Annotated in this window: 18 protein-coding genes, 3 tRNA genes and 1 pseudogene; 13 read left to right on the top strand and 9 right to left on the bottom strand. The window is 35.2% G+C overall.

Features of this window, described 5'->3' with window-relative positions; all coding sequences use genetic code 11:
* The first annotated feature begins 159 nt into the window (after positions 1 to 159).
* Positions 160 to 1155: a Tim44 domain-containing protein gene (locus AAV97_RS15420; protein WP_004828437.1), complete on the top strand. Its 996-nt coding sequence runs from the start codon at positions 160 to 162 to the stop codon at positions 1153 to 1155.
* A gap of 201 nt (positions 1156 to 1356) precedes the next feature.
* Positions 1357 to 1704: an EF-hand domain-containing protein gene (locus AAV97_RS15415; RefSeq protein WP_035301228.1), complete on the top strand. Its 348-nt coding sequence runs from the start codon at positions 1357 to 1359 to the stop codon at positions 1702 to 1704.
* A 124-nt stretch (positions 1705 to 1828) separates the two neighbouring features.
* Here the strand turns inward: AAV97_RS15415 and AAV97_RS15410 are convergent, their stop codons facing one another.
* Entirely contained in the window at positions 1829 to 3004 is a 1176-nt protein-coding gene (locus AAV97_RS15410; RefSeq protein ID WP_004828434.1) for a S1C family serine protease, read from the bottom strand.
* 172 nt (positions 3005 to 3176) lie between these two features.
* On the opposite strand from AAV97_RS15410, the gene AAV97_RS15405 reads away from it, so the two are divergent.
* From AAV97_RS15405 to AAV97_RS15375, 7 genes are all read left to right on the top strand, one after another.
* Positions 3177 to 3935, top strand: a complete 759-nt coding sequence (locus tag AAV97_RS15405; protein WP_046761001.1) for a Nif3-like dinuclear metal center hexameric protein — start codon at positions 3177 to 3179, stop codon at positions 3933 to 3935.
* A 210-nt stretch (positions 3936 to 4145) separates the two neighbouring features.
* Entirely contained in the window at positions 4146 to 4772 is a 627-nt protein-coding gene (locus AAV97_RS15400; RefSeq protein WP_004828430.1) for a superoxide dismutase, read from the top strand.
* 53 nt (positions 4773 to 4825) lie between these two features.
* Positions 4826 to 5491, top strand: a complete 666-nt coding sequence (locus AAV97_RS15395; RefSeq protein ID WP_046761000.1) for a hypothetical protein — start codon at positions 4826 to 4828, stop codon at positions 5489 to 5491.
* A 74-nt stretch (positions 5492 to 5565) separates the two neighbouring features.
* A tRNA-Asn gene (locus AAV97_RS15390) sits at positions 5566 to 5641 on the top strand.
* Between the two features lie 5 nt (positions 5642 to 5646).
* Positions 5647 to 5722: transfer RNA gene (locus tag AAV97_RS15385), tRNA-Asn, on the top strand.
* Positions 5723 to 6520: 798 nt separating this feature from the next.
* Positions 6521 to 6596: transfer RNA gene (locus AAV97_RS15380), tRNA-Asn, on the top strand.
* Between the two features lie 63 nt (positions 6597 to 6659).
* Positions 6660 to 7109 (top strand): DUF2726 domain-containing protein, encoded by a 450-nt coding sequence (locus AAV97_RS15375; RefSeq protein ID WP_046760999.1) that lies wholly within the window; start codon positions 6660 to 6662, stop codon positions 7107 to 7109.
* A 16-nt stretch (positions 7110 to 7125) separates the two neighbouring features.
* Here AAV97_RS15375 and mgtE read toward each other — a convergent pair whose 3' ends face one another.
* Both mgtE and AAV97_RS15365 read right to left on the bottom strand, forming a co-directional pair.
* Positions 7126 to 8463 (bottom strand): magnesium transporter, encoded by a 1338-nt coding sequence (gene mgtE, locus AAV97_RS15370; RefSeq protein ID WP_042086729.1) that lies wholly within the window; start codon positions 8461 to 8463, stop codon positions 7126 to 7128.
* A 244-nt stretch (positions 8464 to 8707) separates the two neighbouring features.
* Positions 8708 to 11809 (bottom strand): multidrug efflux RND transporter permease subunit, encoded by a 3102-nt coding sequence (locus AAV97_RS15365; RefSeq protein WP_046760998.1) that lies wholly within the window; start codon positions 11807 to 11809, stop codon positions 8708 to 8710.
* A 272-nt stretch (positions 11810 to 12081) separates the two neighbouring features.
* On the opposite strand from AAV97_RS15365, the gene AAV97_RS15360 reads away from it, so the two are divergent.
* The 3 genes from AAV97_RS15360 to AAV97_RS15350 all read left to right on the top strand — a co-directional run bounded on the left by AAV97_RS15360 (position 12082) and on the right by AAV97_RS15350 (position 15366).
* Positions 12082 to 13227 carry a glycerophosphodiester phosphodiesterase gene (locus tag AAV97_RS15360; protein WP_046760997.1) on the top strand — a complete coding sequence of 382 codons (1146 nt, stop codon included), beginning with the start codon at positions 12082 to 12084 and terminating at the stop codon, positions 13225 to 13227.
* A 141-nt stretch (positions 13228 to 13368) separates the two neighbouring features.
* The gene (locus tag AAV97_RS15355) at positions 13369 to 13743 is read left to right on the top strand and encodes a diacylglycerol kinase (RefSeq protein WP_005030695.1); all 375 of its coding nucleotides are present in this window, start codon (positions 13369 to 13371) and stop codon (positions 13741 to 13743) included.
* Positions 13744 to 14151: 408 nt separating this feature from the next.
* On the top strand, positions 14152 to 15366 hold the full coding sequence (locus tag AAV97_RS15350) for a tyrosine-type recombinase/integrase (RefSeq protein ID WP_046760996.1): 1215 nt from the start codon (positions 14152 to 14154) through the stop codon (positions 15364 to 15366).
* 529 nt (positions 15367 to 15895) lie between these two features.
* Here the strand turns inward: AAV97_RS15350 and AAV97_RS20965 are convergent.
* Together AAV97_RS20965 and AAV97_RS15335 are read right to left on the bottom strand one after the other, a co-directional pair.
* A protein-coding gene (locus AAV97_RS20965; protein WP_416202234.1) for an IS5-like element ISAbe15 family transposase occupies positions 15896 to 16709 on the bottom strand; the annotation gives its coding sequence in 2 pieces (ribosomal slippage) (positions 15896 to 16321 and positions 16323 to 16709; 813 coding nt in all).
* Between the two features lie 189 nt (positions 16710 to 16898).
* Complete coding sequence (locus AAV97_RS15335) at positions 16899 to 19364, bottom strand: toll/interleukin-1 receptor domain-containing protein (RefSeq protein ID WP_046760993.1); 2466 nt, start codon at positions 19362 to 19364, stop codon at positions 16899 to 16901.
* A 380-nt stretch (positions 19365 to 19744) separates the two neighbouring features.
* On the opposite strand from AAV97_RS15335, the pseudogene AAV97_RS15330 reads away from it, so the two are divergent.
* Positions 19745 to 20422, top strand: a pseudogene (locus AAV97_RS15330) (integrase core domain-containing protein); the annotation flags it as partial.
* 230 nt (positions 20423 to 20652) lie between these two features.
* Here the strand turns inward: AAV97_RS15330 and AAV97_RS15325 are convergent.
* The 4 genes from AAV97_RS15325 to AAV97_RS15310 form a co-directional block, all read right to left on the bottom strand.
* Positions 20653 to 22791, bottom strand: a complete 2139-nt coding sequence (locus AAV97_RS15325; RefSeq protein ID WP_046760992.1) for a YecA family protein — start codon at positions 22789 to 22791, stop codon at positions 20653 to 20655.
* A 76-nt stretch (positions 22792 to 22867) separates the two neighbouring features.
* Entirely contained in the window at positions 22868 to 23338 is a 471-nt protein-coding gene (locus AAV97_RS15320) for a hypothetical protein (RefSeq protein ID WP_046760991.1), read from the bottom strand.
* Between the two features lie 315 nt (positions 23339 to 23653).
* The gene (locus tag AAV97_RS21235; RefSeq protein WP_046760990.1) at positions 23654 to 23824 is read right to left on the bottom strand and encodes an XRE family transcriptional regulator; all 171 of its coding nucleotides are present in this window, start codon (positions 23822 to 23824) and stop codon (positions 23654 to 23656) included.
* 91 nt (positions 23825 to 23915) lie between these two features.
* A complete protein-coding gene (locus AAV97_RS15310) occupies positions 23916 to 25154 on the bottom strand; it encodes a tetratricopeptide repeat protein (protein WP_046761068.1) in 1239 nt (412 codons plus the stop codon).
* Positions 25155 to 25159: the final 5 nt, after the last annotated feature.

Genomic DNA, 25159 nt, shown 5'->3' with positions numbered 1-25159 from the left:
CTATCAATATATTCGTTATGATTATGTGAATATATGCACAAATAAATCTCAAAAACATTGAAATTCTAGTCAAAAGACTGCATAAATACAGATATGAAAAGCAAAGCCTCATAATCTTGCTTTCATACTCATAAACATATTTTTAAATAGGTACATTCAATGGAAGTTCGACAGCGCGGCTTGATCGCAGGTATTTTAATGGCAACTTTGGCTGTAGCACCTTTAGCCGAAGCAAAACGTGCGGGTGGTGGTAAAAGCCATGGCATGAGCCGTTCTTCGAGTTCAAGTCAGTCTTATTCTCAACCTCGACAAGTTACGCCTGCTCAACAACCAATGCCAGCTCAAGCGGGTCAGCAAAAGTCAGGCTCTGGTGTCGGTAAAATGGTTGCTGCTGGTGTGGCTGGTGCGGCAGTGGGTGCAATTGCTGCCAATGCAATGGCTGACAACAACAATGGGAATTCACAAGCTCAGACCAATGATGCTGAATTAGCCAAACAACAAGCAGCTCAGCAAGAAGAGAAAAAAGGTGGAATCCCGAGCTGGATTTGGTTGATCTTGATCGCGGGTGCTGCATTCTTCTTGTTCCGTAAATTCGGCGCTAAAAAAAAATTAGCGGGCAATAATCCTTATGCACCAAATACGTCAGGTCCTACATCTGCGCCATTTGGTCAAAATAATACAGCACGTAATTCAGACAATACCAATATTTTTGGTCAGTCTGTCAATGGTGGTGCTGCGCCTCAAGCGCCTTTTGGTGCAGCATCAATGCAAAGTGGCAATCAGCTTCCTGATGGTACTGAACCTGCTGCTTTCTTACGTGTAGCACGCCAACGTTTTAATCATATTCAATCGATGAACTCTGTCAGTAACATTGCAGAAATTCAACGCTACTTAACACCTGATCTTTATCAGTCCATGTATAACGATATCATGGCGAACCAAGATCAAGATGTTGCTGAGTTTTCGAACTTAAATGCATTGGTGGTCGATAGTGCAACTGAAAATGGTCAATATGTGGTAAGTGTTCGTTTTACTGGTACAGTCAGTGAAGATTTAAATAGTCTGCCTGCACCATTCTCTGAAGTATGGCACTTTGTAAAACCTGCGGGTTCTAACCAAGATTGGTTAGTGGCAGGTATCCAACAAGAAAGCTAATCAAATCGGTAATGTTTAGTTCATCAAAACCAGCGCTTAGGCGCTGGTTTTTGTTTATCTTCGCCAAATAAAAGAGACCCAAACCAGTGATAATGATCTCTGTCATAGCCATTAGTATCAGAAAATCATGATTATTAAATTGCTTTGAAAAGTTGAATGATATATTTATATTTCACATAACCATGTAAATAGAGTAGAACAATGAATAAAATAATATATGCAACGCTCATGACTCTCAGTACATTGAGCACTGCAAGCTTTGGTTGTGAACCTGCTTCCATGGATTGGGAGGGATTTTATAAAACTTATGATTCAAATAAAAATAATACGTTTGAACTCAATGAGTTTTTAAAAGTTACAGACTTTGCCCCATACCCTTGGCCAGATGACCGACAGTTTCAAGGCAAAGATAAAAACACTAAACTATTTAAATATCTAGATGAAAACAATGACGGAAAACTTACAGAAGACGAATTTGTCAAAATTTATACCTTATTCCCAAATCCTTGTGCCAATTGGCCTCACAAGCCGAAATGGAAGTTTTGGTAAAGCCCAATGTGATCAACATGCCATAAATTGGCTTTAATGAAAAAACTTGTTTTTATTGCACTATTTTGATCACCTTGAGAACATAAAAAAAGCCCTGAAATATCAGAGCTTTTATGCATTAAAATTAACGTTTTGGAAGTGGAATAAATTGTGAGTCATTATTCACAACTTTTCGTTCACCCACTTTAACTGTTAAATTCACTTTTTGATCGCCACGTACAACTTCCACTTGAATTTCAGTATTTGGTGCTTGTAAAGCGACATAATTAATCAAATGTGAAGTCGATGTAATGTCTTCATTATTGACTTTCACAATACGGTCACCGACTTTAATTCCTGCTTCTGCCGCTGGACCTCGTTTCAATACATCGGCAACAACTACACCAGGTTGACGAGGTTGTAACACATCTTCTTGTGTCGGTGGAACTAAACTAATCCCCATCCAGCCACGAATCACTCGACCATCTTTTAAAATCGAATTGAGTATTTGCTGGCAAATTTTTGCAGGGATTGCAAAACCAATGCCTAAAGATCCACCTGACTGTGAGAAAATTGCAGTATTTACACCAATCAAATTCCCAGCAACATCAATCAATGCGCCACCAGAGTTACCTGGATTAATCGCTGCATCTGTTTGAATAAAATCTTCATAAGTATTGATTCCAAGATCAGAACGCCCCGTTGCAGAGATAATCCCTTGAGTCACAGTTTGCCCCACCCCAAATGGATTACCAATTGCCAAGACAACATCACCCACCTCATTACCACTCAATTTAAACGGCAATACAGGCAAATCTTTTAAACCAATTTTAATGACTGCCAAATCTGTATCTGGATCTGTTCCAATCACAGTTGCTTCGGCACGGCGTCCATCTTGCAAGGCAACAACAATTTGATCTGCTTGCGCAATCACATGGTTATTCGTCAAAATGTAGCCATCTGGACGGACAATTACCCCAGACCCCAAGCTATTTTCATTCTGGTTTTGATTCTGTTCAGGAATCTGATTACCAAAAAACTCTCGAAATGCGGGATCATTAAGCAATGGATGATTCTGTTTTACTTTTTGGGTGGTAAAAATATTGACCACCGCAGGCGCTGCAACTTTAACAGCAGCACTGTACGACACCACACCACCTGTTCTAGACGTATTAACCAACGGCTCTACTTTCTCCGCCGGCATCTTTACGCCATCCGCTGCAATCGGCGCTTTGGGTTGTTGAAGTTTCTGCCATACGACAAAACAAATAATTACCAATATTAGTAAAACCCAAGGGAGCCAAGTAAATGAACGCCGCACGTTTTTATTCCTCTAAGAATTTTTTAATTCGTTGATGCAAAAGCAATTTGTATATTGTAAAGCAATTCAATAAAGAAACATAAAAAATACAAAGAGTTTTGTTCAGCTTTAGTTACAGTTTAAAATGTGTTTTGGTATTCTTCAATTACTCTATTTTCATAAAAGGTTATTCATGGCTTTACTTAAAGATATTATTCTGTGGTGTGATCAAACCTTAAAATCACCTGAATTTAAAGACTACGCGCCTAACGGTTTACAAATTGAAGGAAAATCTGAAGTAAAGAAAATTCTTTGTGCAGTCACAGCTTCACAAGATGCAATTGATGCCGCCATTGAAAAAAAAGCGGACCTGTTATTGGTCCATCATGGATATTTCTGGAAAGGTGAACCTTACCCAATTACAGGGATGCGAGGAAAACGCATCAAAAGTCTCATTCAAAATGATATTTCTCTTGTCGGCTATCATTTGCCCTTAGACTCACATCCAATATTGGGCAATAATGCGATGATTGCTCAAATATTAGGTTTGGACAATATTGAAGCTTTGGACCCTCATGAACGCAATCCGATTGGCAATATCGGTTATTTAAAAAATCCGCTCTCACCTGAAACGTTTAAACAACTTCTCACGACAAAATTAGGTTTTGATACGATTCACCTTGATGCAGCAAAAACCCAGATTCAAAAAGTAGGTTTTTGCACTGGAGGTGCGCAGGATTATATTGCAAAAGCCGCAGCGATGGACTGTGATGCCTATATCTCAGGTGAAGTCAGTGAACGTACTTTTTATGAAGCCAAAGAATTGAATGTTCACTACTATGCATGTGGTCATCATGCAACTGAACGTTATGGCGTGCAAGAATTAGCCAAAGCGATTGCAGAACAGTTCAATATTGAATCTGAATATTTTGAGTTAAATAATCCAATTTAACCTCAATAAAAGTATCATTTCATTATTTTTTTAAAATGACTTGATACTTTTTCAAGAAAATCTTCACTGTCTTTTTTAATTGTCTATATACGTATTAAATCGAAATAAATTGTGTATTGTTATTTAACATCATGCCCTATTGCGCGAAGAATCTATTACAATAAAGCCACTTAAATGTTAAAACCCAGCTCAATGCAAGGAATTTAAAACATGACAACCATTACTTTACCTGCTCTACCATACGGCTACGAAGATCTTGCGCCGCACATCAGCAAAGAAACTTTAGAATACCATCACGACAAGCACCACAATACTTATGTTGTCAACTTAAACAACTTAATCGCGGGTACTGATCTTGAAGGTAAAACTTTAGAAGAGATCATTGTTGCTGTTGCTGGCGATGCATCTAAAGCAGGTGTATTCAACAATGCTGCTCAAGTTTGGAACCACACGTTCTACTGGAACTGTATGGCTAAAAACGGTGGTGGTAAAGCAACAGGTGCTTTAGCAGCTAAAATTGATGAAGCTTTCGGTTCTTACGAAAAATTTGCTGAAGAGTTTGCAGCTGCTGCAACAACTCAATTCGGTTCAGGTTGGGCATGGCTCGTTGCTGACAAAGTAAACGGTGAGCTTTCTATTCTTAAAACATCAAATGCAGATACTCCACTTGCTCATGGCAAAGTTGCGGTATTAACAATTGATGTTTGGGAACATGCTTATTACATCGACTTCCGTAATGCTCGTCCAAAATACATTTCAACTTTCTTAGAAAGCTTAGTGAACTGGGACTATGCAAATGCAAAATATGCTGGTCAAGCAGCTGGTGTTGAAAAATAAGATTGAATAATTTTATTTTGCCAAAGAGCCATTCTGATTAGAATGGCTTTTTTATGTCATTCTATTTTTATATTTTCATGATTAATACGACATACACAATAAAAGCAGATCCAATAAAAATCATTGCTGGCTATGTCATTCTGACTACGCTACAGATTCCTTTTTATCTATATATCGCGCATTCAGACTACATCACCTTTACTTTTATTTTCGTGCTGCTGTTATGGCTGTTTATTTTATTATTTGAACTTGTTGCACTGTATCTACTGATCAAATATGGAAGACCACAGCTGTGTTTTCACAGTGATTTTTGTCAAATTCAAATGCCTGCAATCAACATGACTGTGGACTATGAAAAAATTTCCGCATTAAGCATGCGTAAAATACAGCAAGAACATCGCGGTTTTTCCTTTGGAATGTGTTATGAACTTGAATTAAGTTTGAGTAATCAAATCATGCAGCAACATGCTTTGAGAAAAAAACCTTATCCTGTCAAAAACTTATTCTTGTCTTCCAACTTTCTTTTTAAAAATAACCAAATCTTAGAAATTGCGATTATTTTTAGTGCATTAGCTCGAAAGAAAGCTTCCAAACGGATTGAAAGTATTCTACAGCTACAACAACATCCCCAAGCATACGAAAGCTTAATCTCTGAAAAAGATTTAGAAAACTTTAAAAATAATCAATATATATACAAATTATTTAAATTCGGACAATAAAAAAACATTTAAGATGCTTTTGGTATAATTTCACTTGACCACTTTGGCTTTCATCCATAAAATGCGCATCAGATTCTCCAATAGCTCAGTCGGTAGAGCGACGGACTGTTAATCCGCAGGTCCCTGGTTCGAGCCCAGGTTGGAGAGCCATCTATTCTTCCATAGCTCAGTCGGTAGAGCGACGGACTGTTAATCCGCAGGTCCCTGGTTCGAGCCCAGGTGGAAGAGCCAGATTCGAAAAAGCCCACTCATGATGAAGTGGGCTTTTTTATGCTTAAAATTTGATGTTACTTCAAAGACAAATCCTACATATAACCTGAGTTCGATAAAAATCCTTGATGAAAGATGATACATCCAAACCGCCTGATTATTCATACAAGTGATTTGGATGATTCATTTATTTTGTACTTTTCAATCATAGATGGTCTTGCTATCTTGAAGCGACATGGATGTCGCCATGTTGAGCGGGGGGTATGAGGATGTACCCCTCGCTCAACGAAAGATTTTTGTCACTTTTCATCTCTGAAAAGTGAAGCATCGCCTACGCAAAACAATTTAAACTTTAGCACTAAAGCGTGGCAGTGCAAGCTTTAGATCATCAAACAATCTATTGATCGCTTTCATTTTATTGATCAAGAGAAATGAAACGCTATTGATGGTTGCGCTTCGGAGCTCCGCTCCTCATTCTAAAATTGGATGAAAAGGTAGCAAGAATCCATAGAGATTTATCATTTTTCAATGAGTTGAAGATTCAATTACATCGAACTCAGGTTACATATAAATAAAACGTAAAGCAGTGCTGACAAATAGATTGCAAAAAATCAAGCCTGCTCAAAGATGGTTTGATTCATCTACAGTTGAAGTCAAACACTGACGCGAATGAAGTCAAATAAAGTTTTAAACAAATCTATGAATTTCTTTATTTTTATTTAAAATGATCAAATATTTAGCAAATAATGCATTTTTATGATGAATTTAACAATTTTTCCTTGACCCATCTGCATTTCCTCCCTAAAATGCGTTCCAGATTCTCCAATAGCTCAGTCGGTAGAGCGACGGACTGTTAATCCGCAGGTCCCTGGTTCGAGCCCAGGTTGGAGAGCCAAATTCTAAAAACCCACTCAGATTTGAGTGGGTTTTTTCTTGCCTATCGCATACTGTTTGATTTATGTCATTTGATTCTTATCAGGCTTTATTTTTATTTATCGGCTGTATTGCAACAATTGCTTTGCTGATTTCCTGCTTTGGTCGCTATTTATTTCAACGCCAACATTATTATGCAAAGCGTGTGATTACACCGTTTGAACAGAAAATGTTTTTGCGCTTGAATGAGACTTTTCCCCAGTACCATGTACTTGCACAAGTTGCTTTTAGTGCCTTAATTGACTGTGATCAATTCAAGTTACGTTCCAAATTCAATCGTAAAGTCACTGACTTTGTACTGCTTAACCCACAACTTGAAGTGATTGCAATTATTGAACTTGATGATCCCAGTCATATTGGTAAAGAACATATCGATGCACAACGGGATGCCATGCTGATACAAGCGGGTTACCAAGTATTTCGCTATACCGAAATCCCAAGCAGCCGAGAACTGAAAAAAGATATCGCCAATTAAAATACTCGGAAAATACTTATAAAATAATCGAAGCAATGCATAAATAAACAATCACTCCAGTTGCATCACAGATTGAGGTCACCAAAGGTGCCGAGGCGCTTGCTGGATCTAGCTTTAAACGATTCAAGATGAACGGTAAACTCATACCAATTAAGCATCCCATCAATACAATGCCCATCATACTCAGTGCGAGGACCAAAGCGACCATTGCATCCCCTCTAAAATAGCCAAGAATGGAGACCGCAATCGCCATTGTTCCGCCCAAACATAATCCAACTAAACTCTCTCGTCCAATCAGATATAACCAATCTTTTAAATGAACATCCCCAGTTGCCAAAGCTCGAACCATCAAGGTTGCAGATTGAGAGCCAGCATTTCCCCCACTTCCGACAAGCAAAGGCAAAAAGAACACCAAAACAATATTCTTGGCAATGATGTCTTCAAAATGTGCGATACCAAATCCAGACAATAAGCTGCCAAATACCAAAATGACCAACCAAAACACACGTTTCTTATAAAGATAATGAATCGGTGCTGTTTTAATGCTCATTTTAGGAGAAGAAGTTACAGCACTGGATTTTAAAAAGTCTTCAGTCGCCTCTTCAGTCGCAATATCCATTGCATCATCATAGGTCACAATACCCACTAAACGTTGCTGCTGATCGACAATAGGAAGTGCAATAAAATCATAATAATGCAATTTTTCAGCAATACTTTCTTGGTCTTCGTTTACATCCCCCATGATCAAGTCTGTACGCATAACATCCGTAATATTTTGATTAGGATCAGCCAAAATCATCTCACGTAAAGAAGCCACACCCAAAAGTTTATGATCTGGATCTACAACATAGATGAGATAGACTGTTTCACGATTTTTCGCGATCTTTCTGATTTGTTCAATCGCTTGGGTAATATTCAGTTTTGGTGACACTGCCACATAATCTGAACTCATGATTGCCCCAGCAGACTCTTCTGGATATTTGGCTAGATGTTGAATCTGCTGCTGGATTTCTGGACTAAGTTCAGTATAGATAGACTGTTGTAATGAATAAGGTAAATATTTAAATAAATCCGTCTGATCATCTGAATGCATCTGCGAAAGAACTTGAATCAGGTTCTGCTTTGGCAAATGTTCAGCAATTTTAAGCTGTTGATCTAATGATAAAAATTCAAGAATATAAGCAGCATTGGGCAGATGTTCTACCAATGTCACCTGCTCACTTAAGGATAAATCACTCAACAATTTTGCTATATCAGCGTCATTGATTTGATCAAAATGTTGTTCAATAACATCAAATTGGTGGTTTTGAATAGCTTTTTCTATTTTTGAAATTAATTCTAAAGAGAATTGCATAAGAAAATCCAAAGTTGATCACGCTTTTGCACAAATACTGGACTGTAATGCTAGGAAAATAAAGCGCTTTTTTGTTGTTAAAATTACTTTCTAATTTGAACAAAATATATTTTAGTTTGACTATTTATCAAGTGACGTCTAGATCATACACAGACTTGGTTTAACCTCGTCTGCGTATACTCATGGATACATTGATTTACAAGCGCAGAGATCTAGAACATAGCTCAATTTTAAAATCATGCTTTTACGATTCAGTTGATACTTTAGACTTAAAAATGCTTCGAATCAGCACATACATAAATGGGATAAACAGCAACACCAAAACTGTTCCAAAGATCACACCACCCAGTACACTTACGCCAATTTCTTGGCGGCTTGCAGCGCCTGCACCGAAAGCAAGCACTAAAGGGATTACCCCAGCACCAAATGCCAATGAAGTCATCAAAATTGGACGTAAACGTAGTCCTGCACCTTCGAGTGCTGCTGCAACCGCTGTTTTGCCTTTTTCTTGCGCCAATGCTGCAAATTCGACGATGAGAATGGCATTTTTACACGACAGACCAATTGTCGTCAGCAAAGCGATCTGAAAGTAAATGTCATTAGGGAACCCTGCCAATTGACTAAAAATAATATTTCCTCCAATCCCTAAAGGAATCGCAGCAATCACAGCCGTTGGAATAGACCAGCTTTCATATAATGCAGCCAAACATAGAAAAATGAATCCAATTGAGATTAAGTACAGTAACCATGCTTGGCTACTGGATTTCTGTTCTTCAAATGATAAACCACTCCAAGCGACATCAATCCCCTGTTGTTGGCTAATCAACTTCTGAATATCATTCATTGCCAGACCAGAACTGGTATGCGGCGCGGTATTGGCTTCCATTTGCAAGGCTGTATAGCCTTGGAAGCGGTTCACGACATCAGGTCCACCTTCCCAAGCAATGGTCGAAAAATTACTGAATGGAATCATTTGATTTTGTGCATTACGAACAGTCCATACCTCTAAATCTTCAGGTTTGGAGCGGAACTCAGCATCACCCTGCATCATGACACGTTTAATACGACCACGATCTATAAAGTCATTCACATAAGAACCACCCCATGCAGCTGACAAGGTACTATTAATCGCTGTTTGACTTAAACCATTTGCCAATGCCCGTTTTTGATCAATATGAATTTTTAACTTGGATTTGTCTGGATTGGACCTCTTATCTAAATTTTCAAAAGTTAGGAATTGTTTCGCTTGAGTTTGTAAAACATTAAACTGCTGATCAAGGTATTTCCGCCCTTGACCATTCACATCCTGAATCCAAAACTCTAAACTATCACTATCACCCAAACCATTCACAGAAGCAGGCAAACTCACTGTAATCCGAGCATTTGGATTCTTGTTAAAATACTTTACCGCACGCTCACGAATCGCTTGCGCAGAATTTTCTGAACCAGAACGATCATCCCAATGTTTGAGCGCAACGAAACCTGTACCTAGGTTTTGTCCTGTACCAGAGAAATTACGACCATAACGAATCAGAACAATATCGACATTTTGCTTTTCTTTTTCCAAAAAGTATTTGCGTATATTTTCACCAACCACCTGACTACTCGACATCGGTGCACCATCTGCTAAACGGAACTGTACACTGAGCATTCCTTGGTCTTCACTTGGAATAAAACTGGTGGGTAAAGCGCGATAAAAAAGTGCAAAAACGACAGTTAAACCGAAAAATAATGTCAAAATCACCCATTTTAAATTCAAAGTTTTTTGAATAAGTTTGATATAACGCTGTTTTAAGTTTTCAAGTTTGGTGTTAAACCAAGTCGCCCAACGCATAGGTTGAGGATTAGGTTTTAAAATAATTGCACATAATGCAGGTGTCAGTACCAATGCAACCACCAATGACAATGCCATTGCTGCAACCAATGTGATTGAAAACTGCCGGTAAATTACACCAGTCGACCCAGTAAAAAATGCCATTGGAATAAATACAGCAGTCAATACGACTGTGATCCCAATCAAAGCACCGGTCATTTCTTGCATTGATTCAATAGAGGCTTGCTTTGCGGTTAAGCCCTGTTCATGCATCAAGCGCTCTACATTTTCAACGACAACGATGGCATCATCCACCAGCAAGCCGATTGCCAACACTAAAGCAAACAAGGTCAGTGTATTAATACTCATCCCCAGTGCAAACAGTACTGCAAACGTCCCTAAAATAACGATCGGTACGGTAATGGTTGGAATGAGTGTGGCACGCCAACTTTGTAGGAAAATAAACATCACCAAAACAACCAAAACGATCGCTTCAAACAATGTTTTAACAACTTCTTTTATCGACTCTTGAACAAACGGTGTGTTATCTCGTGGATAAACAATCTTGTAACCTTGTGGGAGCTTTTCAGAAATCTTGGCTAATTCTGCTTTAATCAATGCCGATGTCGCTAAGGCGTTGGCACCGGAAGATAAAGAAATGCCCATCCCTGATGATGGATAGCCATTGATGGTATTAAATGATTGATAATTTTCAGCGCCTAATTCAACGCGTGCAACATCTTTTAAATAAACATAGCTTCCATCAGTATTGGATTTCACAATAATATTTTTAAATTCTTCTACAGTTCTTAAACGAGAGCCTGCGGTCACTTTTGCATTTAAATATTGATCTGAAGCAACGGGCAAATCGCCAACACCACCTGCAGCAACCTGTGTATTCTGCGCTTCAATTGCGCTACGAATATCGCTTGGCATCAGCTGATACTGTCGCAGTAAATTTGGATTAAGCCAGATTCGCATTGCATACTGCGAACCAAATACATCTACCTCTCCAATACCCTCAATACGAGATAATTCTTGTTCTATATGATCAGCGAGATAATCGCCGAGTTCAATATTATTGCTTTTTCCTGTTTCATCATATAAACCCACTACCATAAAGGTATCGCCGAGTGATTTATTTACTGTCACTCCTTGGCGTTGAACATCATCTGGCAAGCGATTTAACACGCCATTAATGCTATTTTGTACTTGAACCTGAGCGGTGTCTGGATCAGTTCCATTTTCAAAGCTAATACTGATTCGAGCACGTCCAGACGAATCACTGCTTGAACTGAAATATAAAAGGTGATCAATACCTTTAATTTGCTGCTCTAAAACCTGTGTGACACTTTCTTCAACAGTTTCAGCGTCTGCACCAGTATAAGTTGTTGACACTGTAATCCGTGGTGGAGCAATATCTGGATAACGCTCAATCGGCAAATTAAGAACCGAAAAAACGCCTAAAGCCATAACGATAATCGCAAGGACACAGGCAAAAATAGGACGTTGAATAAAAAATTTAGAGAGCATTAGTTTTGCTTCAGTGCCAAATGATTGTGGTTAAGATCGTGCTGAACATTAAATTCCGTTTATATTGATATTCTGTGACTTAGATCGAAAACTCAAGAAAAAATAACAGAAATCCGAATGATCAGCTTGAATATGAAGAAACTGTGGAGATCACCTAATCGTATACAGACCATCGCTATAAATAATTGCTTCAATCCCCTGTTTATGTCATCACAATGTCAATTTAACCACATAAACTGTGATCGATTTCTAGACAATAATTTGAGTGAAAAATGAATAAAAAAGTATGGCTGATCAGCAGCAGTATGATATTTTTAACTGCTTGCAATGATGATAAAACAAATATTGTTACAACACCTGATTATAAAGAGCCTAAGATTATTATTGTTGGGCATCGCGGCGCAAGTGCTTTACGTCCAGAACACACACTTGAAAGTTATCAAAAAGCCATTGACGATGGTGCAGATTTTATTGAACCTGATCTCGTCTCAACCAAAGATGGTATTTTAGTCGCACGTCATGAAAATGAAATTGGCGGTACCACCAATGTCAGCACCTTAGCTCAATTTGCAGATCGCAAAAAAACTAAAATTATTGATGGGGTGTCTTTAACAGGTTGGTTTACTGAAGACTTCAATGCAAGTGAATTAAATTTGATTAAAGCACGTGAAAGAATTCCAGCATTACGCCCAAACAATACGCAATATAATGATCAATTCAATATTCCTACCCTTGAACAGATTATCGAACTTGCAGAAAAAAACTACAAAAAAACAGGAAAAATTATTGGTTTGTATATCGAAACCAAACATCCAACTTATTTTCAAAAGCTCAATTTAAGTATGGAAGACCCTGTATTGAAAACTTTAGCGAAATATCAATACACGCGTGACATTGCCCCAATTTATTTACAGTCTTTTGAAGTCAGTAATCTCAAATACTTTAAAGAACAATTAACACTTTACAAGACATTAAAGCATGCCAAAATTATTCAGCTCTATGATGACAAAAAAGCAAGCCCTGCAGATTATGTTGCGCAAGGTCTGAAAACAACATACGGCGATATGGCAACAGCACAAGGTTTAAAAACAGTCGCAACCTATGCCGATGGCGTAGGTCCATGGAAACCTTATATCTTTAATGATAGCTATACTGCACCATCTTCTTTTGTTGCTGATGCGCATGCAGTCAACTTAAAAGTGCATCCTTATACTTTTCGACCTGAAAATAACTTTTTGGCAGCAAATTTAAAATGTAGTAGCGCAGAAGCGGATGCTGCAAAACGTTGTGAAACGGGTGCCAACAAAGAATATGAAATGTATTTTAAAGCTGGAGTTGATGGACTATTTACAGATGACCCTGGTTTGGGACGTAAAGCACTAGATGCCTACTGGAAAGCAAATCCTATTCTAAAATAACACTTTAAGATTCAACTAAAATAAAGCAATCGTTTCAATCGCTTGCTTTATTTTTTCTAAACTGAGCATTTTTTGCTTAAAATTAATACCCATTTAAGTTTAAAATAATACACTTGTTCAAAAATATAGCAGCTTTGATTTATGAGTGATTATTCTCCATTTAAGGGTACAACAGGTTTTAAACGCATTCTTAATGCTACGGGTTATTCTTTAGCGGGTTTTAAAGCTGCTTATCAAAATGAAGCTGCTTTTCGTCAGATCGTTTGGATTAATCTAATATTAATCCCAATTACTTTTTTTCTTAATGTGAGCTCAGTTGAACAAGCCTTGATGATTGGGGTATGTTTACTGGCCATCATTGTTGAGTTGTTTAATTCAGCACTTGAAGCTGTGGTTGACCGAGTATCTTTAGAACGCCACCCGCTTTCCAAGAATGCAAAAGACATGGGAAGTGCGGCTCAATTTGTAGCGCAATCCATTATTTTCTTTACTTGGGTGATTATTCTTTTTAGGTAATTTTTAAACCTTTATATAAAAATAAAGCATTCTCAATATGTATGTTTGATCAACACCCAAATACCATTATTGATTTAAGCAGACAATTAAACTCTACTATTCTTATAAATCATCAGTATCTATTTTTATTTCACCAATAAATTCAAACCTTATTCAAAACCTCGCCCTGATCATAAAAAAATCCCCGCATAATGGCGGGGATTTTTTTATGATCTGAGATCAGAATGATTTACATCATGCCAATTAACAATCTCACCTTCTGTAAATACAAATTACATCAAACACTAACCAATTGATTTAAAAATATTTTTATTCAAACCTTCCATAACAACCTGATACATGCAATTACCAATTTTTGTGAGTAAGATTGTGAGTAAGTACTTTCTAAAATAGCGTTACTCACATCACATGCTAAACGACCTTAAAATCAAAAGATTAAAACCACGTGAAGAATTATACCGCGTGGCTGATCATTCGGGACTGTGTATAGAAGTCCGCCCATCTGGTAGCAAATTCTGGCGTTATCGCTACCGATTTCTTACTAAAGCAAAAATGCTAACAATCGGTCAATATCCTGAAATTACTTTAGCATATGCTCGCTTAAAAACAATGGAGTATCGAGAGCAACTTGCCAAAGGAGTAGACCCAATAGGACACCAGAAAAATGAACGCCTTGAAGCAATCAAAGCAAATAATGGTACATTCCATTTAGTCGCTAGTGAATTTATGAATTCCCGTAAAACTCAACAGTCCAAAGAGTGGGAACAACGCCGAAGCAGTTATTTTGAGAAAGACGTTTACCCTCTTATTGGAAGTAAACCTATTCATGAGATTGACTCTATTGATATTAAAACTGTGCTTGATAGCACTATGTCAAGAATAAAAAAATCAGGAAGAGGCACAGGAGAAGTTAAAGGAATTTTTGTTAGACAAATCATAGGTGAAGTCATGGAATATGCAATTATCACAAAACGTATTTCTATTGACCCTACCTACGTCCTTAGAGGTTACATTAAGCATCCAGAAGTAACACATGCCAGACCATTAACTGAATCTGAAAAAAGTGAACTTATGCCTAAGCTCAATACATACGGTGGCTCTATTAGTACAAGAAATGCTATTAAAGCGGCAACATATACATGGCTTAGAAGCATTGAAATACGTCGAGGTAAAAAGGAATATATTGATTTTAAAGATAAGACTTGGACTATCCCAGCAGTATCACAGACTGATATTCTGGCTGGAAAGCGTAATATGAAAAAAAACAGAACGCATGTTGTCCCGTTATCTGACCAAGCAATAGAAATCATTAAAGAGCAATTTTCGCTTTATCCTGATAGCGTATATATATTTGCGGGAGAAGATGGAGAAATGATGGGTAAAACTACATTGAATACAGCCCTGCGAAACATGAAGTTAAAATTCACCATGCATGATCTAAGAGCTACAGCATCTACAGTGGCTAATGAGCATGGTTTTAATAAGGACTGGGTTGAAATGCAACTTGCCCATGTTTCAAGTAATAAAACAAGAGCATCTTACAACCATGCTCAGTGGCTAAGTGACCGTAGAGCAATGATGCAATGGTGGGCTGAACATGTAGATAGTTGGAATAAGGATTAACTCTATATTTTACCTCTAACAGGTTTAAATCTATTAGTAAGTTAAAGTAATCCAATGATGGATGGAATCTATTTTTGTATATAATTGAATAATTGAATAATTGAATAATTGAATAATTGAATAATTGAATAATTGAATAATTGAATAATTGAATAATTGAAAAAATTAATACCGATGACTATACTTAGGGTTGCAATATGGCTTTATACATTTTTGCCATAAAGAAGAGCGTATAACATATCAAAAAATATGCAATGATATAATGAAACAAATATAAAATGTGGTTATTTGCTGGAGTATTAAATATAGTATTCATCGATAATTAAGCTCTTAAAGAAGTTTTCGCATGCAAAAAAACTGAATGAAACCCTACAGAACATTGCATTTTTGCTTATTGGTATTCCAATTATGATCATTACCAGTATTATGGATCAGCGGTCCTTAAAAAAGAACGAAAAAATGGACTGAAAGCCCAAGCTCCCTCTATTAAATAATTATGTAACATGATTTATTAGATCTCTTGCGAAAGTTATTTTTTAATCATCCAATTGATCAATCCTGCTATCAAATTCATTCTTAAACCAAAGCGTTTACGTCTATTCCTATAGCGCTGAGACAATATGCGAAACGTCTTTAATTTTGAATTAATATGTTCTATTGAAATTCTACGTCGACTTATTTCTTTATTTATTCGTTTAGCTTCTTTGGGTAATTGCATTTTCTTCGGTTTCTTTATTGGAATTAACAACTTACCCTTAATTTCCTTAAAACCTTTATAGGCTAAATCTGCCATTATACAAACAAATTGAGAAAATTCTTTTGCATGGCGTCGAGCAATAGTTAAATCATGAACTCTTCCTGTATCTATCTGAATACTCAGTATTTGATTGCATTTAGGGCAAAAAATGATTTGAGTTTTAAATGTATGCTTTTTCTTTTTACCACTATAGAACTGCATTTGTTTTTTTAGGACGTTCTATCGCTGATTCTGTTACGTCTACAATAACAAAGTCATGATTTGCAATTTCCTTATTTCTTTTTGGTAAGGAAAATACTTTAGACTGTACAAGCCCATTCTCAATTTTTTGGATGGTTCGATTGACATTGCTTTCAGCTATTGCAAATTCAGCAGCCAATTCAAGCTGAGTACTATAAGAGCGTAAGTACTTCAATGTTAATAACAATTGATCTTCTAGTACTAAGCTGTGAGGGCGACCAGATTTTTTCTTCAAACGTTCAGCCTCTTCTAAAACAAGAATCATTTTAGAAAATAAGGGGCGTGTCACTCCAACTAGACGCTTGAATTCAATATCATCGAATTTTGTTAAATTTTCATATTGCATTAAGCTATTATAAACACTTTATACTTTCGCAAGAAGTCTATTAATTATTGAGAAAATAAGCGCATTGTATACATGATCTACTAAGAAGCCCAGCTTGTTTAAACTGGGCTTCCCATCGCAATATAATAAATTTATTTTTAATAATTTATTATTTTAATTTTAGGAAACTTAATAAAATTATATTAAAAATTATATTTTAAAAGCTTCAACTTTAGTCAATATTTCATTGATATATTGATTACTAGTATTGTCTTTTAGCTCCCTTTCTACCAATTGAACTGCATCGTTAAAATTACCATTTAAAGTTAATAAAATTGCTTTATACCTAATATATGATCGATGGTTTTGATCATATTTAGTTGAATTTTTTTCTAACAAATCTATTGCTTCACTCAATTGAATGATGTTCCGTTCTTGAATAGCTAAATCAGCTAAAGTTAACTTAGGGTAGGTAATATCAGGAAATTCTAAAATTGTTTGCTTCAAAATTTCATATGCATCAGCAAATTTCCCTTTTTTCGCTAACACTTGAGCTTTAGCAGATGCACTCATTTCTTTAGCCCTATCTGAATCAATAGCATCTAATTCGCCGATAATTTTATCTATCTTTAAAAAATCTATATCTTGTTTCTTTTTATGCAGTAAACAAGATAAAAAATTATTTATATGTACTACATTATTTGAATATTTATTGTATATACGCTCAGCTAAACTGCTAGCTTCATCATGCATATCCTTTTGCATATATACTAAAACTAATTCTGCCTGAACTCTTAAATCATTAGGTTTCTTCTCTAGTACACGTTTATAGCTTTCAATTGCTTGTTCAGGTCTTCCTGTAAGTCTATAGAAAAATCCATATAAGAAAGATCTATCTGGTTCTTTTACGTTTTTAACATTTTCAAAGAATGGAGTTTTATCTTTTAGTCTAGCTAAAGTTTGACACTTAATAAAATATATTTTTTGAATTATTAATTCATCCATATATTGAGAACTTTCCAGAATACGATCAGCCAATTTAATACATTCTCTATAGTTTGCTGTACCCTTAGTATTGTATAATTTAATTATAGTTTTCAAAAAATATGATGGTATTAGAAGGTTTTCTGGTAGTTTCTCTCCTTGACTAAGAGCTATTTGAATTGCAAAGTTAATATCAGACAAATCTGTATTTTCCAGATTATCACTTTTTAATAAACCCCAAACATGATTCATTAATTTTTCATTAAATTCCTTATTGGTATCAAATTTATTTCTTAAAATATACTCTCTAATTACATCATTAACTCGAATATAATCACCATTTGATCCTAGTTTCTCACATATTGAGCTAAATAAAAATTCCTCTAATATTGGATAAAATTGATTCTCATCTACAATATCAAAAAGAAAATCATAACTAATGAAATCAAATTTCGATATCAAATACAATAAATCCAGCTTATCTTGAAATCCATCAAGATCTGCTAAAATTACTTTAGCCCTATTTGATGCAAATTCTTGTATTGAATGACTTTTTTTCTTTGCTGGAAATAACCCTTCATTTTTAATTAAATCAACCGCATAGAAAACCTGCTCTGGTAATCCAGTAAAAATTTCAGAGAAAAACATAAGGTCTTGTCTTTGAAGATTCAACTCTTGGAAATCGGCATAACGCTTTAATAAACCACTTCTTTCAGATTTACTTAATTCAGGAATATCTTGTGAATAAAATGATTCACTTTTTATTGCACTAAAATATGGTCTATGCTTTCCTACAATACAGAAAGTTAAATATTCTGTATGTTTTAGCTTATTTATAATTTCTTCAAACCACGGTGCTATTGAACCTGATGGCTGAATAATAACACTGTGATCCTCTATAATTATTCTTTCATTTTGTTTATGAAAATTTTTTAAAATACTAACAGCTAAATTTATTTTATCATCCATACTCATTTTTAATAAATTTATACTTTTATCAGCATCACTAATACCCAAGTCAATTATTTTTAATATGAAGTCTTCAATACTATTACTAAATTCTAATGAAATCATTGGGAAATTATAATAGCTTTTAATAACATTTGCTTTTTTAAGAACATATCTAATAAATGCTTTTTTCCCTACTCCTGGAAGACCTGAAACAATAAAACAAATGACGGGATCTTTATAAAAATCATCCAGTCTAATTTCAACTTGTTTCTCATTATCATTTCTTCCCACAAAAATTTCATCTTTATCTTTTAAATTAGGATGAATAGATTTAGATAACTCTCGTATTCTCTCCTTAATTCGTCTAATTGCAACTTTATGAGAAAGAATTGGTTGGATATTCTTAGTATCTTTCATCCATTGAGGAATTCGAGGATCAGTATAAGAAATGTTTTTATCAATTATAATCGGAAAAATTCTTTTTAAAGATCCCAGCTCTTCCAACTTTTTTGCTATTTCAATTTCTTTAACAACCCAATTAGAGTTTAAAGATTCATTTGAAAGAAAAATAACAAATAGAGAACTCTTTTCTAGATTAGTTAAAATCTCTTCTGCTGGATCCATACCAGGTTCAAAAGTCATTTCGTCATAAACTATAGAATCTCTCTTTAAATGTTCAGCTATATGTCGAACATAAGATGATTTATCACTAGAACTATGAGATAAAAAACATTTTATCATTTTATAAAACTCAATATTTTTTTAATATATTATTCATTTTTACCATATAAGTAAAATATAATTAAAAATTAATTATGCTTTGTAAATTGTCTATAATCTAACATTCACATTTAATTTTTAACTATTATTTTACATAAATCTCTTATGTGAAACTCATAAAAATTATTTAATTAAAATCAATTACTTAAATACTCCCCACCAAAAAAAGTCGACTCAGAAACAAGTTAACTTCTTTTTAAACATATTTGTCACTTTCAGCCAATAAATCAGATCAAAAAAAGTTCAAAAAATCTACCTTTCTTGACTTCTCAAGGTTTCAATTACCCACTTTTCTCCCCATTTCCTGCGGACAATTTTTGGGATAATTTTAAAATATGTTCCGCCATGAGCTTGAGAACTTTAAAAAAAGACTAAAAGCGTTGGAAGCCAAAGTAGCACGAGATGGGATTGAATTGAATGATCATCAGATTGCAGCACTTGAACGTAAGCATGAAGATGACGTAGCTTGTGGTGAAATTGAAACAGCCTATCCAGGTTATCTGGGTGCACAGGATACGTTTTACGTTGGCAATCTCAAAGGTGTTGGACGCATCTATCAACAAACATTTATTGATACCTACAGCAAGGTTGTTCATTGCAAGCTCTATACAACCAAAACGCCGATTACAGCTGCTGATTTGTTGAATGATCGGGTTCTACCATTCTATCAAACTCAAAACTTACCTATGCTTCGTATTCTGACAGACAGGGGCACAGAATATTGTGGAAAGGTAGAACAACATGATTATGAGCTGTATTTAGCGATTAATGATATTGATCACACGAAAACCAGAGCAGCATCCTCTCAAACGAATGGGATTTGTGAGCGTTTCCACAAGACAATCTTACAGGAGTTTTATCAAATTACTTTTAGGAAAAAATTGTATAGTACTCTAGAAGATTTGCAGTCTGATCTGGACGAATGGCTAAAATTCTATAATACTGAACGAACGCATCAAGGCAAAATGTGCTGTGGTCGAACACCGCTAGAAACATTACTTGATGGAAAGAGAGTTTAGGCTGAGAAGAATTTAGCTCAAATTTAAACTGGCAGACACATTAAAAAATGGGTAACTGTCTGATCAGATTTGAGCCAGTACAACTTAGGTGCTTGTCAATACATTTGTGGTGGTAAAACTATTTCCTGCTTATACCCTAGAATATGTATGTTAAGATATTGATGTCAGTGGAAGTACTAGCATTCACAGAACATCTTAAATACTCGTGTACCGTATACTAGTTTTAAAGTTTATTCTAAACAACATCTCTTATATTTCTTTCCACTTCCACAAGGACATTGTTCATTTCGACCAATTTTAACTGAATGCCCCATTCGTGTATTAAATGGCACAAAGTTTTTATTAGGCTTTGATACAGGGATATTTTTCATTGGCATCTTTTGTGATTTCTGATCCATCTGATCATTTTGCATCCAAGGACTAAATTTATAAGTAACAAAAGTTATTTCCATTTTTGAAGGGCTGTATATTACTCCTACCCATGAATCTGCTTTTGTGGAATATCTTCTTAAATCACAATACTCTATAAGTTGCGTCGATGCCTGAATAAACTCTATATCATTACAATGAATAGTCAGACCAGTTTTACTCTCTGAAATGCCAATAACAATGTCACTATGCGGTTTACCATAACGAGAGGCTTCTATCATTTGACCTAGCTTATGATTTAATTGTCCCAGAACATCTTCAGCTAAGGATAAGATTAAAACTCCCAGTTTTTGTTTTTCTAGTGATTTAGAATTTTTTATAGATCTTATTATACCACCAATAAACTTATATCTACTTTCAACTGTTAATATACCGTTGGGAGTTCTTTCGGTCTCAAATCCCTCACGTCTAGCAAGCATAGCAAGTTCAAGCTCACTAGAGAGGCTATCTTCAAGCATAATACAATTAGGGTTTCCATTAAAATACAGGTTATGCTGAATATATGTCGATAAGGTAGTTAACTCATGATTAGATACTAAATCTGCTCCAAAACTACATCTTTTTTCTAAATAGTCTAAGAAGAAAAGAGGCGAATCTAACATCTCTGCTATAAGATCAAGTAAAAAAACATCCATTACATATGGATATTTAATTTTTGAAGTAGTCTGTACTTTTAAAAACTCTCTACTTTGTGCTGCTAAAGCTGGATAATAATCAGAAATTATACATATAGGAATTATATTTTCTATCTTATGTATATCTAGATCTAAGGCTTCATCACCTTGTTTAAAAAAAATATCATCTTCCATTAAGAATTGACTACACTCTAGTGCTTGGTCATATGCATTATGGACTGCCTTTTTAAAATCATCTTCTAGTTTCTGGCTATTTCCTTTCCTAGCTTCAATAGTTAACTTTTTGGATTTTGCTTGAATGATTAAAGCATATGTTCCAAAAATGACGAGAACATCAATCTCCCCAATTATTTTTTTGCCTTTATGTATATTTACATTTTTATAAACATTGTCAGCTCCAAATACTGTGATCAATCTATTTTCAGAAAAATCCTCGGTATAAGCACCTCTATTATTTACAGCATTTTGGTTATAAGCTTTATCATCATTGAACCAAAAGAAAGGACTCTCATATAAGGATTCCCATAGACTATAGGATTGAAAACTTATAAACTCACCATTATTCAGATTAATAATTGGGAAAGCATTCCTATGATTAAAATCATCAATACTATTGAATTCCTGCATTCCTTCACAAGGTAGTGATGAAAAGGCACTAATCACTGCCTCTATAGTATTATTTTCAAGTCCACACTGACCTGCTAGCTCTTTATAGTTAAATTGAAATATTTTTTGAAAACATTCTTTTCTTGTATCAATGCTGTTTGCCTTAATAATATGTAGTTTATCAATTGCATTGAAAACTTCTATCACTTCATCTATTGTAAAACCTTTATTTTCTTTCAACCACTGGCTATCCGGAGCATATCTGATTTTAGCTAAATCCCGATATTGATGCTTGTATGCTCCATCTCCAGCATAGAAAATAGCTTCTCTTAATACTGACCCACTTCTAAAAATATGCGGATCATTCATTATTGAATTAAGAGTAAAGTTTCCTCCCATTAAAGCCATATGAAGTTCATGCATTAAGGTGTCGACCCTTTGAGCATAATCATACAGCTCGTTCTGAGAAAGCTTTTTCTCGATAACACCATGTTTACAAGCAAGCCCAATCAAAGTTGACAACTCAGTACGAGATAGTTTGCTATAATCAAAATTCTTTAAGATGTCTTCTACATCTAGATGCTCTCCAGTTTGGTGAATAAAAGTATCTCTCCAACTAAGAAAGCTAATTACTTCTAAAAATCCTGGTTCACGACACAAATTTTCTAAAATTTCAAAGATTTGTATTTCTGTTTTCATATTTAAGAATCTATTATTTATTAGTTGTATAATAAGGTGTTACCTTAACCATTTTATAAGAAGAAGATTATTCAACTTACATCCATTTAACATTATTATTAAGTATATTTGAAATTTCCATCTTATTATTAATAGATGTGATAAAAATTATATCTTCACCACTATATAACCTAGCAACATTAAATCTATTATTCCCTCCAATCAGTACTAATTTGTTTTCATAAACATCTAATATTGGTGGTGTTAATTTTTGATTTCTATACCAATGCTCTAACACTCCTAACACCTTAGAATTATCTGCAGTTCTCCATAAGTCATCAATATTATATATTTTAGATGCGGATACAAGGTTATTATAAATTATATCTGGATCAACTTCTCCAATACTAAATCCTTCAGGATATGTTTCATTAATACATTCCATATTTATACCATCAAATGATCTATAAAAATCATTCTTATCCGTATTCCAAACAACCTTCAGAGGAGGTGCTTCATTTCTTTGTTTTTTATAAAAAATTTTTCTTAGCATCTGATTTGCGACCACTTTCTTTCTTCAACTTAAATAGTATTCAATTCATAAAATATAATTGATATTAGTAATATTGTATAGGTTGATAAAATCATGTTTACACTCTATAATCAATCTATTTCAGTTTTTTCCACTTAACAAAACTGATCTATGAGAAAGAATAAATTGAGCAAAATCCGATTATGTGGAGTGAATTAGGCTTTGTTGCCCCTTATAGATACAATGGTTATCTTCATTTAATAGAAGAATCATCCAGATCGATTCGCTTTTTTTAATTTCGGTATCTTGAGCATAATTCTGGTTGCTAATGTTGCTCTAGGTTGGATTCTTTTACATACATTCTTTGATTGGATAATATTCATCTTCATAAGCTTCAATAAGGACAACTAAAATTTCCATTTCCTTGGCTTCTGGCGTACCTTCCTCTGCTTGAAAGATGCTTTCTAAGCGAATAAAAGCGTTAGTAAGATCATCATCATTTCTGATTGGTTTAATATTCACTGATATTTCCTCATTCTTATAGTGTCCTCCAATTCCTAATACCTAGAAACAGGAGGATAAACATCAATATAGCTATTCTAATTTAAGAGTATTATTTCAACTTTGAGTAAAACTTACTCTTACTGTCATACTGATAAAGTACAATTTTATTTACTTTAACCATCCGATTATTGTCGTTCATATCCGTTCCCTGATAATGAATCTGGAATGGATAAAATGGTTGTCCATTTTTCTTGACTTTGATTGATGAAGAATAGCCGTACTCCGGTTGTTCTGAAATTTTTCCTTCTTCAAACATTTGTTCAACAATATAGTCGTCCTCATTTAACAGAAGAAGTGACCATACGCTTTCCCCATAACCATTGCCGTAATAACCATCAATGGTATAGCTTCCTAGTGTATTGTTTCCAAAAGCTTGTAAGTTCTTTTTAAATTCTTGAGCATTCCATGAGGTTCGACCATATCCCTCAATACTTTCAATTCCCCCTTGAGCTGTTTTTGAAATCATTTGGAATTGTCCATTGTCCAATTTTTTAAAGAGATATAATTCCAAAGTGCCTCGTGTAGCATGTGAAGTTTCTATCCTCCCTTCGATTGCTAAAGTCACTTCCACAGGGACTAAATAACGGGCTTCCCCCTGCATATTCTGGTAAGTAAAAATAGGCGCGATACTGATTACAGCATCTGTGAGATCATCCAAGTCACTTGGCTTATTGACATAATAGTATTTGCCACTCCCCCAGTAATCATCTTTTTGTCTTTCTCTAGATGATGTCACTTTATAAAAACTTCGAGCAACGGTATCTGTATTTAGGTTAGGAAGTACCACCTGCTTAAAGTTTTTAGGTTCAAGCTTGGATGTATCATAATATTTAATGGCTGTTGTGGCTGTTTGTACTGATGGCGTTTGAACGACATTGAGCTGCTGTGCTTTAGCCTGCAATGTATTGTATAACTTGACCGCTTCAGGTTGTCCCTGCCGTGCAGCACTTTGCAACAAGGTAACGCCCTTTTCTGCATCCTGTGATACACCATCTCCATTTAAATACATGACTGCTAATGCGTACTGTGAAGGAGCAAAACCATTCACTGCTGCCTTGGAAAACCATTCAGCCGCTTTTTTATGATCTACAGGCACCCCCTTCTTTCCTAAGTAGTAAAGCATCCCCATATTATGGTTACTTTGATTATTATCTCCTTTTGTCGCTACTTGGGACAGAACATAGTTCAACCCGGCTGACAGGTTCACTTTCTTGGTTTCAGCAAATACTATTGAACTGATCCCTACAATACCAATGGCTACAACAAGGTGAAGTATTAATTTTTTCATCTGAT

This window comes from Acinetobacter sp. Ag2, assembly GCF_001005515.1.
GTDB lineage: Bacteria > Pseudomonadota > Gammaproteobacteria > Pseudomonadales > Moraxellaceae > Acinetobacter > Acinetobacter bereziniae.
The sequence above is the reverse complement of the archived record's forward strand: the minus strand, read 5'-3'. Positions and strand labels throughout refer to the sequence as shown.

Coding starts and splice junctions, on each gene's coding strand:
- AAV97_RS15335 (WP_046760993.1), bottom strand. CDS start 19,364: ATGATAAAATGTTTTTTATCTCATAGTTCTAGTGATAAATCATCTTAT.
- AAV97_RS15400 (WP_004828430.1), top strand. CDS start 4,146: ATGACAACCATTACTTTACCTGCTCTACCATACGGCTACGAAGATCTT.
- mgtE (WP_042086729.1), bottom strand. CDS start 8,463: ATGCAATTCTCTTTAGAATTAATTTCAAAAATAGAAAAAGCTATTCAA.
- AAV97_RS15395 (WP_046761000.1), top strand. CDS start 4,826: ATGTCATTCTATTTTTATATTTTCATGATTAATACGACATACACAATA.
- AAV97_RS15405 (WP_046761001.1), top strand. CDS start 3,177: ATGGCTTTACTTAAAGATATTATTCTGTGGTGTGATCAAACCTTAAAA.
- AAV97_RS15350 (WP_046760996.1), top strand. CDS start 14,152: ATGCTAAACGACCTTAAAATCAAAAGATTAAAACCACGTGAAGAATTA.
- AAV97_RS15325 (WP_046760992.1), bottom strand. CDS start 22,791: ATGAAAACAGAAATACAAATCTTTGAAATTTTAGAAAATTTGTGTCGT.
- AAV97_RS15360 (WP_046760997.1), top strand. CDS start 12,082: ATGAATAAAAAAGTATGGCTGATCAGCAGCAGTATGATATTTTTAACT.
- AAV97_RS15365 (WP_046760998.1), bottom strand. CDS start 11,809: ATGCTCTCTAAATTTTTTATTCAACGTCCTATTTTTGCCTGTGTCCTT.
- AAV97_RS15310 (WP_046761068.1), bottom strand. CDS start 25,154: ATGAAAAAATTAATACTTCACCTTGTTGTAGCCATTGGTATTGTAGGG.
- AAV97_RS15420 (WP_004828437.1), top strand. CDS start 160: ATGGAAGTTCGACAGCGCGGCTTGATCGCAGGTATTTTAATGGCAACT.
- AAV97_RS15355 (WP_005030695.1), top strand. CDS start 13,369: ATGAGTGATTATTCTCCATTTAAGGGTACAACAGGTTTTAAACGCATT.
- AAV97_RS15375 (WP_046760999.1), top strand. CDS start 6,660: ATGTCATTTGATTCTTATCAGGCTTTATTTTTATTTATCGGCTGTATT.
- AAV97_RS15415 (WP_035301228.1), top strand. CDS start 1,357: ATGAATAAAATAATATATGCAACGCTCATGACTCTCAGTACATTGAGC.